The organism is Mucilaginibacter sp. 22184, assembly GCF_052045695.1.
In the GTDB taxonomy this organism is placed as follows: Bacteria; Bacteroidota; Bacteroidia; order Sphingobacteriales; family Sphingobacteriaceae; genus Mucilaginibacter.
The window spans coordinates 155,991-172,019 of record NZ_JBQEPI010000003.1 but is presented as its reverse complement, the minus strand read 5'-3'; the positions used below and the strand labels follow the sequence as shown (position 1 = coordinate 172,019).

Annotated in this window: 15 protein-coding genes; 5 read left to right on the top strand and 10 right to left on the bottom strand. The window is 43.5% G+C overall.

Translation table 11 applies throughout. From position 1 onward, the window contains the following. Nucleotides 1-7 precede the first annotated feature (7 nt). Both ACTJKG_RS08195 and ACTJKG_RS08190 read right to left on the bottom strand, forming a co-directional pair. The gene (locus ACTJKG_RS08195; protein WP_440738915.1) at nucleotides 8-1,150 is read right to left on the bottom strand and encodes an FAD-dependent oxidoreductase; all 1,143 of its coding nucleotides are present in this window, start codon (nucleotides 1,148-1,150) and stop codon (nucleotides 8-10) included. A 15-nt stretch (nucleotides 1,151-1,165) separates the two neighbouring features. After that, complete coding sequence (locus ACTJKG_RS08190) at nucleotides 1,166-1,762, bottom strand: TetR/AcrR family transcriptional regulator (RefSeq protein ID WP_172334963.1); 597 nt, start codon at nucleotides 1,760-1,762, stop codon at nucleotides 1,166-1,168. A 320-nt stretch (nucleotides 1,763-2,082) separates the two neighbouring features. Here ACTJKG_RS08190 and ACTJKG_RS08185 point away from each other — a divergent pair, with 320 nt between their 5' ends. Genes ACTJKG_RS08185 through ACTJKG_RS08170 form a run of 4 tightly spaced genes read left to right on the top strand, consistent with a single transcriptional unit; the run spans nucleotide 2,083 to nucleotide 6,674 of the window. Beyond that, nucleotides 2,083-4,131, top strand: coding sequence for a BatA domain-containing protein (locus tag ACTJKG_RS08185; RefSeq protein ID WP_172334962.1), 2,049 nt, complete (start codon nucleotides 2,083-2,085; stop codon nucleotides 4,129-4,131). Between the two features lie 27 nt (nucleotides 4,132-4,158). Beyond that, nucleotides 4,159-5,409, top strand: coding sequence for a dihydroorotase (locus ACTJKG_RS08180; protein ID WP_172334961.1), 1,251 nt, complete (start codon nucleotides 4,159-4,161; stop codon nucleotides 5,407-5,409). Nucleotides 5,410-5,417: 8 nt separating this feature from the next. Beyond that, nucleotides 5,418-6,083: a hypothetical protein gene (locus ACTJKG_RS08175; protein WP_440738914.1), complete on the top strand. Its 666-nt coding sequence runs from the start codon at nucleotides 5,418-5,420 to the stop codon at nucleotides 6,081-6,083. Nucleotides 6,084-6,089: 6 nt separating this feature from the next. Continuing rightward, entirely contained in the window at nucleotides 6,090-6,674 is a 585-nt protein-coding gene (locus ACTJKG_RS08170) for a DUF4199 domain-containing protein (protein ID WP_440738913.1), read from the top strand. A 341-nt stretch (nucleotides 6,675-7,015) separates the two neighbouring features. Here the strand turns inward: ACTJKG_RS08170 and ACTJKG_RS08165 are convergent, their stop codons facing one another. From ACTJKG_RS08165 to ACTJKG_RS08155, 3 genes are all read right to left on the bottom strand, one after another. Then, nucleotides 7,016-7,837 carry a helix-turn-helix domain-containing protein gene (locus ACTJKG_RS08165; protein ID WP_440738912.1) on the bottom strand — a complete coding sequence of 274 codons (822 nt, stop codon included), beginning with the start codon at nucleotides 7,835-7,837 and terminating at the stop codon, nucleotides 7,016-7,018. A gap of 45 nt (nucleotides 7,838-7,882) precedes the next feature. After that, nucleotides 7,883-8,854: an aldo/keto reductase gene (locus ACTJKG_RS08160; RefSeq protein WP_440738911.1), complete on the bottom strand. Its 972-nt coding sequence runs from the start codon at nucleotides 8,852-8,854 to the stop codon at nucleotides 7,883-7,885. Nucleotides 8,855-8,989: 135 nt separating this feature from the next. Continuing rightward, nucleotides 8,990-9,454: a hypothetical protein gene (locus tag ACTJKG_RS08155; protein WP_172334956.1), complete on the bottom strand. Its 465-nt coding sequence runs from the start codon at nucleotides 9,452-9,454 to the stop codon at nucleotides 8,990-8,992. A gap of 190 nt (nucleotides 9,455-9,644) precedes the next feature. Between ACTJKG_RS08155 and ACTJKG_RS08150 the strand changes: the two genes are divergently transcribed. Beyond that, nucleotides 9,645-10,208 carry a DUF4199 domain-containing protein gene (locus tag ACTJKG_RS08150; RefSeq protein WP_172334955.1) on the top strand — a complete coding sequence of 188 codons (564 nt, stop codon included), beginning with the start codon at nucleotides 9,645-9,647 and terminating at the stop codon, nucleotides 10,206-10,208. A gap of 308 nt (nucleotides 10,209-10,516) precedes the next feature. Here ACTJKG_RS08150 and ACTJKG_RS08145 read toward each other — a convergent pair whose 3' ends face one another. From ACTJKG_RS08145 to ACTJKG_RS08125, 5 genes are all read right to left on the bottom strand, one after another. Further along, nucleotides 10,517-10,966, bottom strand: a complete 450-nt coding sequence (locus ACTJKG_RS08145) for a KTSC domain-containing protein (RefSeq protein ID WP_172334954.1) — start codon at nucleotides 10,964-10,966, stop codon at nucleotides 10,517-10,519. Between the two features lie 230 nt (nucleotides 10,967-11,196). Continuing rightward, complete coding sequence (gene rseP, locus ACTJKG_RS08140) at nucleotides 11,197-12,531, bottom strand: RIP metalloprotease RseP (protein ID WP_440738910.1); 1,335 nt, start codon at nucleotides 12,529-12,531, stop codon at nucleotides 11,197-11,199. 18 nt (nucleotides 12,532-12,549) lie between these two features. After that, nucleotides 12,550-13,725, bottom strand: a complete 1,176-nt coding sequence (locus ACTJKG_RS08135) for a 1-deoxy-D-xylulose-5-phosphate reductoisomerase (protein ID WP_172335323.1) — start codon at nucleotides 13,723-13,725, stop codon at nucleotides 12,550-12,552. A 93-nt stretch (nucleotides 13,726-13,818) separates the two neighbouring features. Further along, nucleotides 13,819-15,318, bottom strand: a complete 1,500-nt coding sequence (locus tag ACTJKG_RS08130; protein ID WP_440738909.1) for a GH3 auxin-responsive promoter family protein — start codon at nucleotides 15,316-15,318, stop codon at nucleotides 13,819-13,821. A 3-nt stretch (nucleotides 15,319-15,321) separates the two neighbouring features. Continuing rightward, a complete protein-coding gene (locus ACTJKG_RS08125) occupies nucleotides 15,322-16,023 on the bottom strand; it encodes a hypothetical protein (protein ID WP_172334951.1) in 702 nt (233 codons plus the stop codon). Nucleotides 16,024-16,029 lie beyond the last annotated feature (6 nt).

Below are 16,029 nucleotides of genomic sequence, written 5' to 3'. Positions count from 1 at the left end.
TTAAAACTTAACCAATGATGTTGAGGAAGAAATCGATGGCTTTTGACGAATGCAGGGCCTCGGTTGATTCCATAGTGATCATGGCTGTTTCACTGGCCCGTGACCGCATCTGCTTTTCGTAAGCAGCAATGGCCGATTGCGTATCAGCAAAATCATCACTGAGCAGGCATTCACTCAGTTCAAGGGCATCCAGCATAGCCATGTTTACGCCCTCGCCGGCATAGGGGGGCATCAGGTGCGCGGCGTCGCCAAGCATGGTGAGATTGGGTAATGCTTCCCAGGTTTGATCAAAAGGCATGCAATATTGTGGGCGGGGTACAAAGGCATAACTGGCGTTCTCGAAGAGTTCAAGCCATACGCTATCCCAGTCGGCATAATCTTTTTTGAACCAGGCAAGTACCTGAGCTTTGTCGCTAAAATCTATCCCCGAATCTTTAACCCAGTTCTCATCGGTTTTTAAGCCTGCATAAAACACCAGGCTGCCGTCGCCTTTGGAACTTACCAGTAGCGTTTTTTCATTACTCATGCCAAATATTTTACCACCTTTTAATAGCTGGTGTATTTTTGGGCTGGCTGTTTCTGAATGGGCCACCGCGCCTTCTATGGCCGTTACCCCTGAGTAGAAAGGCTTAATAGGCGTAATGTATGGACGTAGTTTGGAGTTTGCCCCGTCGGCAGCGATCACGATATCAGCAATAACCGAAACGCCGTTCTTGAATTCCAGTTTCCAGGAACTGCCTTCAGGTAGCATGCTTAAAAAATGACTGTCCCAAACAACCGTACCCGGCAGTAAAGAATCCAGCAGGATATTTTGCAGCGGGCCACGGTCAATTTCGGGCCGGTCCATAGGGCGTTTAGCATCTGTATGTTCATCGAGGATGATGTTCGCGTCTTTGTCAATAATACGCACCCGGTCGGCATCAGGACGGTAATTCGCCTCAAAGGCATCCATCAGCCCGGCTTCCTGGAGGGCTTTCAGACCCGATTCTTCATGCAGATCAAGCGTAGCGCCCTTTGCCCGGGCATCTTTGTGAGCGTCGCGTTCGTAAACTTTTACAGCGGCGCCGTTCATTTGCAGCAGTCGTGCCAGGGTTAATCCGCCCGGGCCGCCGCCCACTATGGCTATCTTTTTATTTTTAATGTGGTTCATTTTTTGTGTTTTAATTTATTTGGTCATCCCTTTGATCACGGCATCGCAGCATCGCAGAAGTGTTTCTTCGGTAATAATTTGTTCGGGCCTTTCCTGGTAATCAAAATATTCGCTCATGAGGTCTGTCAAAGGCGAAAACAGCAAAGCCCGTTGTATATCATGATGAAAATTATGGATAGTACCGGCAGAGGCATGATGCTCCAGGAAACGGATGATAGGTCCAAAAAAATCACCCTGTTTAATGTTTTTTTGCTGGTAAGCCTTGTTGAGCAGGGGCGATGATTTGCCGTATTGGATCAGCGCAAAGGCATGCCGGTTATTTTTAAAATAGGCAAAGCCGTTGAGCCAAAGCTTTTTTACGCCTTCGGCAAAGCCCATGTCAAATCTGAAATCATGCAATATAGCCTGCTCATAATTACCCAAAACCTCTTCAATAAAAAGCTTTACCAGGAGATCCTCCTTATTGTCGTACTTGATGTAAATAGTACGGGGCGATATATTGGCCGCCTTAGCCAGCTTCTGCATGGTGAGGTTTTCCAGGCCTTCCTCGGCAATAATTTGCAGGGCTATGGTGCGGATGGCTTCTTCTTTTTCTAAGTTCTTTGGTCGCATAATGCCGGTATTTTAAATGTCGATACAAAAATAAGTAAATGTTTATTTACTTATAAATATTTTATTTGAATTGCTCTTAAATAGAAATATCTCCTAAATCCTCTCCAAAGGAGAGGACTTTACCTGGCACGTGTTTTTACTCCCTCTCCAAAGGAGAGGGTTGGGGTGAGGTCTTTCCGCCGCAGGCGAAGAGCGGGATGGCAAGCGCAGCGATGCCAGGGTGAGTCGACTTTTCGCATCCGCGCATTTGCATATCCGCACATCTGAAATCTGCACATTTATTCGCACATTTGTATATCTGCCTATTGCACCGATAAAATATGCGCTTTATATACCCGGCTTTTTTATTTGCACTGCTCACGTTAGCTATCCCGGTTATCATCCACTTATTCAACTTCCGTAAGTTTCAGAAGGTGAATTTTAGCAATGTGCAGTTTTTAAAAGAGATCCAGGAGCAGCAGGCATCGCGTCGTAATTTAAAGGAGAGGCTCATCCTGGCCGCCAGATTGCTGGCCCTGCTTTTCCTGGTGATGGCTTTTGCCAGGCCGTATCTACCGGGGCAAAATGCCGCCAATACCGGCCGGCAAAACGCGGTAAGTATTTTTGTGGATAACTCCTACAGTATGGAAACCCTCAACCGGGAGGGTTCGCTGCTGGATGATGCCAAACAAAAAGCCAAGGAGATTGCCTCGGCTTATAATATCAACGATCGTTTTCAGCTGCTTACGCAGGATTTTGAAGGCAAACACCAGCGCCTGTTGAGTCGTGATGAATTTAATGACGCTGTTGACCAGGTGAAGATCAGCGCGCAGAGCCGTACATTACAGCAGATCATCGCTCGTCAGCAAAGCCTGTTGCTTACTCAGCAAGGCACTATCAAATCGACCTATATCATTTCTGATCTTCAAAAAAACATGGCTGGTAAGCCGTTAAAAACAGATAGCGGCATAGCCACCAGCCTCATACAATTGAAAGCCGTAAACCTACCCAATGTGGCGGTTGATTCCGTTTGGCTATTAAGCGCCGTTCATCGCCCCGGAGAAAACGAAAAGCTGGTAGTACGCCTGCATAATTATGCCGGTGAAAAGGCGGAGAGGGTACCGTTGAAGGTAACGATCAACGGCGCGCAAAAAGCTTTGGGCAGTTATACCATTCCCGCTCGTACTGTACAAACCGATACGTTGGCCTTTATGGGCTTGCAAGCCGGCTGGCAGCAGGGCCTGGTTGAGCTGCAGGATAACCCGGTTACGTTTGATAATAAGTTTTACTTCAGTTTTAATGTAAGTGCGCAAATGCCTGTGTTGCTGATAGATGGTGGTACACCCAACCCATATCTGAAAGCCGTATTTGCTTCCGATCCGTTTTTTGCCGCCCGGCGCGTGCCCGATGGTAATGTAGATTATGCAGGGCTCAATAGTTTGCCCATTGTAGTCATCAGCGATGTAAAAGCTATATCTACAGGACTTGCACAGCAATTAAAAACCTATGTTTCCAAGGGCGGAACGCTGGTGGTTTTCCCGGCCGCGGATGCCGACCTGCCTAATTATCGCGCATTTCTACAGCTGATGAATGCAGCCTGGCCAGAGAAATTAGTAACGGAAGCTACCAAAGTATCAACCCTGAACAGGCAAAGTCCGGTGTTTAAAAACGTGTTCGAGAATTTTCCTGATAATCCCGATCTGCCCACGGTTAAAAAATATTACCAGTTAAACACCTCGGGTGCAGGGGGCGATAACTTGATGAAACTAAGCGGCGGGCAAAGCTTTTGGGCTGGTTATAACCATAGCAGGGGTAAGGTGTATGTAGCCGCTGTACCGCTTGATGAGGCATACAGCAGCCTGCCCAGGCACGCTCTTTTTGTGCCTACGCTATTCCGCATTGCCCTGTTGAGCGGGCACGATCTGCCGCTGTTTTACACTCTGGGCCAGGACGAAACGTTGGAGATACCACCCGTACAGGTGACCGAAAAGCAATTGCTCAAGCTGGTGAAAGGCGATCAAAGCACCATTCCGGATGTGCGGCAGCAGGAGGGGAGCACTTTGTTATACCTCTCTGATCAGTTACATGAAACCGGGATCTATACGCTAAAAAAGCAGGATAGTACGCTGGCCACGCTGGCCTTTAACGATAACCGCAGCGAATCTGACCTGAGTTATTTGAGCCAGGCCGATCTGAAACAGCTGATGCCTTCATCAACCAGCTTATTAACAGGCACAAAGGCTTCCTTAAAAGGTATTGTAGCCGAAACAAATTTTGGCACACAATTATGGAAACTTTGTATAATTTTGGCATTGATTTTTCTGGCCGCCGAAATTTTGTTGATCAGGTACTTTAACCCGGGTAAACAAGCCATCAAGCAGCCTGTTTGATCTATACAAATCCTTAAAGCAGTGCACATGAATTTGCTTATCAAATCTGCCACCATTCTTGATCCCGGATCAGCCTTTCATCAACAAGTTACCGATATTTTAATTGAAAACGGGGTGATCACCCGCATTGCCGAAGATATAGAGGCCGATGCCGAAGTGGTAGATGGCGAGGGCAAATATGTATCGCCCGGTTTTTTCGATCTCAACTGTAATATAGGCGAATTGGGACTGGAAACCAAGGAGGATATGCACTCGGGCACACGCGCTGCCGCTGCCGGTGGTTTTACAGGTGTTGCGTTAATGCCCAATACCACGCCTCCGGTTCACTCCAAAGCCGAAATTGAATACCTGCTTAACCGCGCCAAAAATAACCTGGTTGATGTTTATCCACTGGGAACCATATCGCACAAACGTGAGGGTAAAGACCTGGCCGAAATGTATGATATGTACCAAAGCGGTGCCCGCGCCTTTACCGATGGCAACCGCCCGGTGCAGGATGCAGGTTTGATGGAACGCGCCTTACTATATGCCCAGGGTTTTGACGCCCTGGTGTTCTCGTACCCGGAAGATACCGCCATTGCCGGTAAAGCCAAAGTGAACGAGGGCGAGATAAGCACACTGCTGGGCATGAAGGGTATACCATCACTGGCCGAAGAGCTGATGATAGCTCGCGACCTTTACCTGGCCGAGTATACCGTATCAAAAATACACTTCAGCACCGTATCAACCGCCCGTTCTGTGGAGCTTATTCGCGAAGCTAAACGCAAAGGACTGGAGGTTACCTGCGATGTGGCCGCGCATCACCTGGTACTTACCGATGAGGCCCTGATGGGTTTTGACAGCATGTACAAGGTTAAACCGCCCCTGCGTACCAAAGATGATGTTTTGGCGTTGATAAAAGGACTTAAAGATGGTACCATTGATGCCATTGTAAGCCAGCATACCCCACACGAAGTGGAGTTTAAGGATGTAGAGTTTGAAGTAGCCGAATTTGGTATAACCGGATTTCAGACCGCGTTGCCGCTGGCGCTCAGGTCAGGTTTACCGGTAGAAGTACTGGTTGAAAAACTGGCTATAAATCCACGCGAGATACTGGGCGTAGTCGTACCCGTTATAGCCGAGGGCGAAAAGGCCAACCTGGTACTGTTTGACACCGAAACGGAATGGGAATACAGTAATAAAAATAATCGTTCCAAATCGGTTAATTCACCGTTCTTTGGGCAGCATTTAAAAGGAAAAGTACAGCTAACCTACAATAAAAAACAAATCTTTAAATAACGACAATCATGATCGATCCAAAAATAGAAACCGCCTTTGAGGCCGCATTGGAGGCTTTTTCTAAATACAGTGTTTTTGACGCTACAGGTTTGCGCAATAGCTTCGGCGAAGTTTTCGCGCTCGACGAGGATTTTTTGACCAAGGTTGACGCCCTGGACGAAGTATTTGACAATAACCCGGCCATCGAATCATTGCGCGAGGTTTTTTTTGACCTCCTGCTCGTGAACTTCTTTAGTGCCGATGTTAAAAAACTGGAAGAGGATTACCTCGACTCGGCCGAATGGGAAGATATTGAAGAGCAAACGCTTGACCGCGGTACTGAGCTCCTGAACCTGCTGCTGTACCTGAACGAATGTGAGGACGAAGATATTGAGCCTGAATTGGAAGATTACCTGAAGGAATTTTTATTGGTTGATGAAGACGAGTTTCAGGACGAATACCGCATTTATGAACCGGTTATAGCTAACCAGATCCTGATCGAAAGCCCGGTTTCGGAAGTAAGCAAGGTAGCTCAAAGTCTTCCGCAGGATTCGGAGTTGAAAGAACTTTTTTACCCGATGATCTGCTTTTTCCAAACCATCGATCCAACCGACGAAACCAAGGCAGAGATTGCCGAATACGCCTTGGATAAGGAATTTGATATGGCCGTTTTAGATATATTAATCAATTTTTAGTAATCAATGGCCCTCGAAGTTGACAAAAAACGGTTAAGAACAACCGGTATTACCTTTGGTGTACTGTTGGGCGTGGTATTAACCGTATTGAGTATCATATCCTATTATATCATCCTGTGGGCCACATCGGTTGTGTTGATATCATCTACACCTTTTTTATTTTCGGTACTGTTACCCATTATACTGGTAGTGGTACTTTGTTTAAATTTCAGAAAAAGGGTTGGCGGCTGGTGGACTATGCGTGAAGCCGCTACCGGTATATTTATTATGTTTTTTACAGCCTTTGTCATACAGTTTGCCCTGCGCGATCAATTGTTTGCCAAAGTAATAGAACCACACATGGCCGAAAGAACACAGGCCGCCATGACGGCATCGGTAAGTAAATTCCTTACGGAAAAGAAAACCAGCCCGGATATTATCAAAAAAAAGCTGGATGAAATACACCAGGAGTTTGAGGCTCAAAAAGATGTTACCCTGGGCAGGCAAATAGTAAGTTTGGGTTTTTCCATTATCTTCATGTTTGTACTGGCCATTATTTTTGCCGCTTTCTTTAAAAAGGAAGCACAGGTTTATAACCCGCCTGCGGCCTGATTGAGATCTTATTGAAATGACACAAAAGCGGCTTCCTTTTAAGGGAAGCCGCTTTTGTTTTGTGTGTTTTTCAAATAGTAGATGTTATCACCACGCCAATGTTGGTGTTGTCACCAACATTCTACTGGTTTGTCGATGATAATAAGTTGTTGGTGACAACACCAACAATGGCACGAGAAATAAAAAATATGTCATTTCGAACGAGGAACGAGGAGAAATCTTCTACGATTTGCAACGGAGGGCTTATATAATGCAAAAGATTTCTCTTTCGCACAACGCTCATCCCCACCCTTTGCTCTATCGAAATGACATTTTTTACGGAAATATAATCATCCTTACATCTATGGTGTTATCACCGCAATGTCTGTAGGCGTTTTACCAAACTTTTTCTTAAAAGAATGACAAAAATGGGAGAGGGTCTCGAATCCCAGATCAAGATAGATGGCAGACGGTTTTTTATTCTTGGTTTCTATCAGGTGCCGGGCTTCCAGCAGGCGTTTTTCCTGTAACCAATGCCGCGGAGCCATGCCGAATACCTTTTGAAAGTCGCGCTTAAAACCCGCGAGGCTTCTGCCGGTAAGCTGCGCGAATTTTTCGACAGGTACATTGAAATGAAAGTTGTTAAGCATAAATTTTTCAATGTCTATCTTATAAGGTTCGGAAAAATCGAACAGGAAATCTTTGAGCTCGGGCATAATGTGTAAAAGCAATAGTACAACTTCTTTTACCTTGAGCATACCCACCGCATGAGTTATCTTTTCTTCTGAATGCCGCACATAGGGAATTACCGATTGAAAAAAGGCCTTAAGAAAATCATTCCCCGGAATAAGGATGTTAGGGGCGCCTGTGTATTTTTTTCCTTGTTCTATTTGTTCTTCCAGTGCGATCTGTCTGAGCAGGGGTTCTTTCAAACAAATCACTATGGTTTGGTAATCCTCACCATTTAAAGGGGTTTTAGTGAGCTCTCCCAATTGATTTCGTCGGATGAGCAACATTTCGCCTTGCTCCATCGAAAGCTTTTCGCTGGCAGTTTCTAATGTAAAGCGGCCCGAAACCTGTAATACCAGGGTATTATGTTCTAAAAACGCTACTTTATCCTTTCGCGCAGAAGCGTGATAGGAATAAAATAGGACTCCCGGAATTATTTCAGTCGGATTTATCATTACGTAAATATATAAAATAGGTGGGGCTTAAACAGCCCCACCCGGTTAACGCTGCAGATATGTACCTCCGAGTATGGAGCCCGGAGAAAAATGAGTGTTAAGGGCATTCATTTCTTCGGGAGTAAAAACTATCTCCATTGCCTGCATATTTTCTGGCAACCTTAATCTTCGGCTCATGCTCACCAATGGCATAATATGATCTCCCTGGGCATTCACCCAGGCTATAGCCAGTTGTGTTGGAGTATATCCTTTTTCCTTTGCCATTTGTTTTAATGCCTCAACTTTCTCCAGGTTCTTTACCAGGTTATCGCCCTGAAAACGCGAGAAGTGATTATGATAATCATCGGCAGCCAGCGGGGCTTTCATTTCGCCGGTAAGTAACCCTTCAGCGGTATTGGCAAAGGCTATTACACCTATACCCAATTCTTTTGCCGTAGGGAGCAAGTCGCTTTCTATCTGGCGGTCGGCCAGTGAATAGCCTATTTCCAAAGCGGTTACCGGGTGCACACTGTGGGCCTTGCGTAATTGATCGGCGGTAATTTCAGAAACACCGAGGTGACGTACTTTGCCTTCTTTGATCAGATCGGCTATGGTACCGATTATATCTTCTACCGGGACACTGTTGTCCATCCTGCAGGGTTGGTAAAGGTCAATAGTATCGATACCCAACCGTACCAATGAGTAGTTGATGAAATTTTTGATGGCTATAGGGCGTAGATCCAATCCAAGCCACTGACCGCCATAGAAGATAGCACCAAATTTTACACTGATAAAGGCATCATCTCTTCTGCCTTTAATGGCTTTGCCTACCAGTAGTTCGTTATGACCGGCGCCATAGAAATCGCCGGTATTCAGGAAATTAATGCCGCTGTCTAAAGCTGATTGGATAGTAGCGATACTTTCACTTTCATTATTTGCCGGGCCGCCCCAAACGGGCGACATGCGCATGCAGCCTAAGCCGAGTTTAGAAACAAGCGGGCCATTTTTGCCGAGGGCTATTTTTGTTATGTTTGACATTGCTGTATTTTTAATAAGTTAACGATACAAATATCAGTCTTATAGCTGATGACAGATGTCGTTCACGGCTCAATTTACTTGTCTGTATGGCTCGGGCTGATTTTATAATGGAAGGTGTTACCGCCCTGCCGACTGCTAAAAAGGTCTGAAATAAGGCCGGCTCGTAAGCGGTGAAAATGCCCAGGGAATAGAGGTAATAATGAGAACCAGTGCGATACTGAACCAGACGGCCATCGTTTTGAATTTTTCTTTATCTGTGGTTTTTCGCTTTGCTTTTGCTGAACCTATGGTAATTAAAACGATACTGATCAGCATCACCGTAATGTGCTCCATGCCAAAAAAGCGAATCTGCCGTTCATGAACGGCTGTATTAAAATGGCTAAGAAAATAGTGAACGATAGGACTGATACCATATAACCCAAGCCCAATGATGAGTTGGATATGCGCTATAGTAACAGTTATGAGCCGTATAGTATCATCAACCTTTAAAAACGGCTTATTAAGCAACCAACCTCTGTAAGCCCGGCCAATGGAAAAAATTAAACTAACTAATACCAGCCACCGGGTTAATGAATGTAAGGCTAATAGTATGGTATACATGAGGCTCAATGTTAAGAATTAAAGATAGAGTTAAGATGATCCAAATTTAATTTATAGTGATAACACTGACTTCAGGCGGAAGTAAAAAGTCAGACATAATTATCACTTTGTCCGATACATATTCGCCCGGATTTTTTGAATAGGCGGGAATAATAATTACTTTTAATAAATCATAAACCAATACAATATCATGGAAATACAAAAAACAAGTCCAATGCCGGTAATTATTAAATGGGGGGCTATATATGTAATAGCCTCTATTTTAGTTACTTATATTATTCAGTTTTTGGATATCGATCCAGATTCGCCTATTAAATGGTTAAGTACCTTATTGTTTATCGCCTTCATGTTCCTGACACAAAAAGAGTATAGGGATTTAAATGGGGGTTATTTAACTTTTGGTGAAGGGTTTAAAGCGGGATTTTTGTTTGCGATATTATCAGGTATTGTATTGTCGGTATTTACTTACCTGTATTTCGCGGTATTGAGCCCTGGAATGCTCCAAAAACTAACTGCCTCTACCGAGGCAAAACTGGCGGCAAAAGGCATGTCGCAAGAGCAGATAGACCAGGCGATGTCCATCACCAGCAAATTTCTTAGCCCGGTAGGTATTACTATCAGCGCGCTTATCGGCGCGGCTGTTATGGGAGCAATTATAGCGCTTATTGGCGCGGCTATCTTTAAAAAGGATCGCCCCCCGGTTTTAATAGCTGATGCTGATAATTATAAGGATCCAGCCGAGCCAACAGTTTAACCTGTCTTGAAACATTGTACCTGATGCAGTTCTAAAGATTTAGTATCTCTATAAAAAGCAACAGCCCGGTTCTTTTACAAAAGAGAACCGGGCTGTTTGGTTAAAGGAGCAACCGGCTCAAAAATTGCCCATTTAGTGTGTTGTTAAATTAATACTTTTTAAACTTTTCAAAGCCAGCCAAAAATTTGTTAAAAAGTGTTAAAACGCATTGAAACGTTATTAAAACTGATAAAAACGAAGCCGTTTTGCCCCATTTTTAATCTAAAAATTGTTAAAATTTAAGCTTTAAAAAGTTTTTGCCTGATAGACTAAGCTGTTGCTACCAATTTACTGATGCTCCGGTAAACATAGTTGTTATAAATATGTCTGCGGGCAAAACGTCCGGGAGAGTCGGCGTTGATCAGTTTGATATAAACCGCCTTGGGTACATCAAAATACTCGTAAGTATTTCCATCCAGAAAACTGATCTTCAATACTTGTGATTTGTAATCAAAATCGGCTATGTTTGAGGTAGTTGTGGTAATGGTGTACTCGGCAAATGATTGTTCGCGGGTTTCCGGGGCGATACTCACCAGGAAATGATAAGCTTCAATAATGGTCTTGCTTTTTTCTTCGGCTTCGAGTTTACTTTCCGGGCTGTCCTGAAATTTATCCGGGTGCCAGGCCTTCATCAGGCTGCGGTATGTTGTTTTTAATTCCTGCAGTTCGGCAGCCTCAGTTACACCCAAAAGCTTGCGATAGTCGACAATTTTTTTCATTGTATTGATTAATAAGTATTTATTGTCGTTGAATAGTTAAGCAAATGGAAGTATGCCTCTTTTCAGGAAAATAATTGCGCGAAGGTACGCTTTTAAAGCTTATAAAAAATTGTGTAAGGTAAAGTTAGCGTAATGGCTGTTTTACTAAATTGCTCAAAAGGATGAGTATGGTAACAAAAAAGCCCCGGAAATCAATTTTCCAGGGCTGTAAATATGATGAGTTAAATGGCTTATTTTTTGACGATGATTTTCACTATATCGTTGCCAAAAACAAAAACCATAAGCGTAACCAGTATAACAAAACCAACAATTTGAGCACGTTCCAGGAACTTATCGCTTAGTGCTTTGCCTTTGATCATCTCGATGATCAGGAATACGGCATGGCCACCGTCAAGCGCCGGGATGGGTAACAGGTTCATCATAGCCAATGCCATAGATAAAAAGCCAACCAAACTCCAGAAACGTACCCAATCGATATGGCTGCCGAATAGATTGGCTATAGCAACAGGGCCACTTACTGCCTTGTTGAGCTTAACATCACCTTTGAATATTTTGCCCAGGCCTTTAGCATTGTCGGCAAATTGTCCCCAGGCCCTTGAAGCACCTACCGGCAATGAACCAAAGAAACCGTAGTAAATGGTTTTTACTTCGGGCAGGTCGTTTTTTGACTGAGCAAAACCAAGGGTTCCATCGGTGGTTACCTGTGCTTTTAAAGTGATCACCTGGTTGTTACGTTTTACCCCCAGGTCAACCGTTTTGCCTTTGTCTTTAAATAATTCAGTTTTCAGCTCGTCGTAAAAAGCGATAGGCTGGTTATTGATAGCTACAATGCTGTCACCCTTGGCCAGACCAGCTTTTTGTGCATTGCTTTTGGGTAATACAGAGTCTACAATGAACTTACTGCGGGGAATTCTGCTGATAAACTCCTCAATGTTGTGATCAGATAGATCATTCAAAATGGTACGCGGTATAGTAACGCTTACAGTTTCGGATCCGCGCTTTATAGTAAACACGGTGTTTTCCAATAATACTTTAGTGCTGGTTAGGTCGTCAAAGCGTTTAACATCTTTGCCGTTGATCTTTATAATTTTATCGCCAGCTACAAGACCTATCTTTTTACCTATCTCGCCGGGAACAATACCGTATTTGGCACTTGAGTTAGGGATATAGCTATCGCCAAAACGCATGGTGAGCACCCAGAATATCAATACACCCAGGATAATGTTTACAGTAACACCTCCAAGCATTACAATTAAACGCTGCCAGGCTGGTTTTGAACGGAACTCCCAGGGTTGCGGAGGGCCCGCAAGCTGATCAGTATCCATTGATTCATCTATCATACCGGCAATTTTAACATAGCCCCCCAGAGGTAGCCAGCCAATACCGTATTCAACTCCTTTATAGGTAAATTTAAAAAGGCTTATGTTCCAGGCATCAAAAAACAGGTAGAATTTTTCGACCTTGATACCGAATGCACGCGCTGCTAAAAAATGTCCCAGCTCATGCAGGATTATTAAAATTGAAAGGCCCAATATGAGCTGGCCCACCATGATCACTATACTCATTATCTAGTTTTATGTATATTAAAATTGTATTGCCTTTACCGGCATTTTTTCTATTAAATTTTGCGCAAAGATGCGTGTTTCTTTATCAGTATTCAAATAATCGGTTAAGGTTGGTTGCTTTATAAAATTTATCTTTTGCATGCACTCCTCAATAATTGTGCTCATAGCTAAAAAGCTGACAGACTGGCTTAAAAAGCCTGCAACTACTACTTCGTTTGCCGCATTGATAATGCATGGCATATTACCGCCTTGTTTTAACGCGGTATAAGCTAAACTAAGATTACGAAAAGTATCGAGATCTGGTTTTTCGAATGTAAGGGTGGGGTAGTCGGTAAAGTTAAACCGCTTAAAATCGTTTTTTATTCTGTTTGGATAAGTTAAGGCGTATTGGATGGGCAGTTTCATATCGGGTAAACCCATTTGCGCTTTGATGGAGCCATCCTTAAACTGAGCCATAGAGTGGATGATAGATTGTGGATGAATGATCACATCGATCTGATCGGCCTCTACATCAAACAGCCACCGGGCCTCTATCACTTCCAGTCCCTTATTCATGAGCGAGGCCGAATCGATAGTGATTTTGGCTCCCATTACCCAGTTGGGGTGTTTAAGCGCGTCTTGTGGCGTTACATGAGCCAAAAAATCAAGATCGCGCCCGCGGAATGGCCCACCCGAGGCGGTAAGTATTAGTTTTTCAACCGGGTTATGCTCTTCGCCGGCAAGGCATTGAAATATGGCCGAATGTTCTGAGTCGACTGGTAAAATCCTTACGTTGTGTTGTTTGGCCAGTCCGGTTATCAGTTCGCCTGCCACTACCAGAGTTTCTTTATTAGCCAGAGCTATATCTTTATCAGCCTTTATGGCAGCAATGGTAGGTTCAAGACCGGCAAAGCCAACCATGGCCGTTAGCACTATTGTAATATCCGGATGGGTTACTGTATCAACAATGGCCTGATGACCAGCCAATACTTTAACCGGTAAATGCGCAAGAGATGTTTTAACATGCTGATATTTACCTTCGTCGCAAATAATGACGTACTCAGGCTTGAATTCAATAGCTTGTTGGATAAGCAGATCGGCATTGGAATGCGCGGTGAGTAAAAATGCCCTGAACAAATTGCTATTGCTCCTGATTACCTCCAGCGTTTGCGTACCTATACTTCCCGTAGAGCCAAGAATGGCAATGTTTTTTATATGATTAATCAATGATATATCTTGTTTCAATTTTTATTCAGATGAACGGTTGTTTGATGAAACTGTTTAACTGAACAATGTCAAATTTACTTATTATATAGCGTATTCTTTCAATACGTCGGCAATCTTCCTGTCGTTGGCTAATCGCGGTACTTTATTTTGTCCCCCAAGTTTCCCTTGAGAACGCATATAATTAATAAACGCGTCCTTCTGCAGGCTTTGGATGATCAGTGGTTGTAAAATGTTACCTTCAATGAGGTCAAAATAGTAAATATTTTTCTTTTGTAAAGCTTTATCTACTTTAAGCGCAAAGGCTTTTAAATCAGCCGGAGCAGCACCAAATTCAACGAACCATTCATGGTAGGGCAGTTGTCCTGGCTGCGGATTAACCTGCGGAGCTACAGTAAATTCCACCACATCAACACCTTCCTGCTGCGCTACTGTCATTAATGATTGTTCTACTTCCTCTCCTATCACATGTTCGCCAAAAGCCGATATGTAATGTTTGATACGGCCTGTTACAACTATCCGGTAAGGGTTTTTTGATACAAACTTAATGGTGTCGCCCAGACTATAACCCCATAAACCCGCGCTGGTATTCATGATAAGTGCATAGTTTTTATCCAGCTCAATATCCTTCAGATTAATGCGGGTAGGGTTTTCATTGAAATATTCTTCGGATGGGATAAACTCATAAAATATACCCGAGTCAACAAGCAGCAATAGCCCTTTTTCTTTCTGCGAATCCTGGAAGGCGATAAAACCTTCGGATGCAGGGTAGGTTTCAATAGCATCTATCTTTGCGCCGATGCTTTCTTCCATGCGGGCACGATACGGTTCGAAATTTACGCCGCCATGCACATACAGTTTAAAGTTGGGGAATATATCCTTTACTTTTTTGCCACCGGCTTTGGCAGATAGCCTGTCAAAATACATCTGGCACCAGGGTGGTATGCCCGATATGAGGCGCATATCCTGGTTGAAAGTTTCTTCTACTATGGCATCAACTTTTTGCTCCCAATCCTCAATGCAATTAGTTTCATAGCTGGGAAGGCGGTTTTTTTGCAGATAGGCGGGTACGTGATGGGCTACAATGCCTGACAGTCTGCCGGTTGATATACCTGCTTTTACTGTAAGTATAGGACTGCCTTGTAAAAATATCATTTTGCCATCCACAAAATTGGCATTGCCGGTTTCATGAATATAGCTCAACAAGGCGTTGCGCGCTGCTTTGATATGCTCGGGCATACTTTCCCTGGATATCGGGATGTATTTTACACCCGATGTGGTACCCGATGTTTTGGCCAGATAAGCGGGTTTTCCGGGCCACAGTACATTTTCTTCTCCATTAACAACACGATCAATATAAGGGCGCAGGTCCTCATAATCATGTATAGGTACGTTACGTTTAAAATCGTTATAGTTATTGATGTCAGCAAAACGGTGTTCGCGACCAAAAGCAGTGTCTTTGGCTGCATCTACCAGATCGGAAAAAGTATCTTGCTGCAGTGCTATGGCGTTTTTGCGCAGCTTGTTTAGCTGCCGGTTCACTGCGGCTGCAAATACCTTGCTTAGTGCAGATTTTAGTCCCATGTGCTAATTAGTTTCGGCAATATCATCATCCACATCAAGGTGGCTGTAAACCAGTTTGCGGTAAGCCACTATCAATATGATATTTACAAATGGAATAACCAATATTAACCCTACAACAGTTATAGCGCCCAGTATCATAAGTGCTTCTATCACTAAAAATATTAAGAAATATTTAAAAAAATTCCCCCTGATTAAGTGAAAACTCTGGGCTAAGGATTCAAGAGGACCGGATGCATCATCTACAATAAAGCAGGTGCATATGGGGAAATAAAACAGGAAGAAGAACTGTACAATTAAGCCGAGAATAAAGTTGAGAAAGTTTTTGACGTTAAGCACATTGATATTTTCAATCAGGTGGGTAACCAGAACCGCGAGCGTACTTACCAATACCAATAAAGTTAAATAGCTTACAAGCATTCTGAACTTAGGGATGATCTCGCTAAAATCAAAATCATAATAAGCTTTGTCCATGAGTTTGAACCCCAGCTTTATAAATGCTAAAAAAATAAATGTGATCTCGACCAATAAAACAATAAAGCCAACCGAACTAACTACAGCATCATCGTCAAAGTAAAACACCAGGAACCCGGAAATAAAAACGATAGCGAAGGCAATTACCGAGTATACTGTAATTGTAGCGAAGTTTTTCTTTAATACATTCCATGCAGTTTTAATGGTTTCTGCAACAGAAAATGGGTGGTACATAGGTTC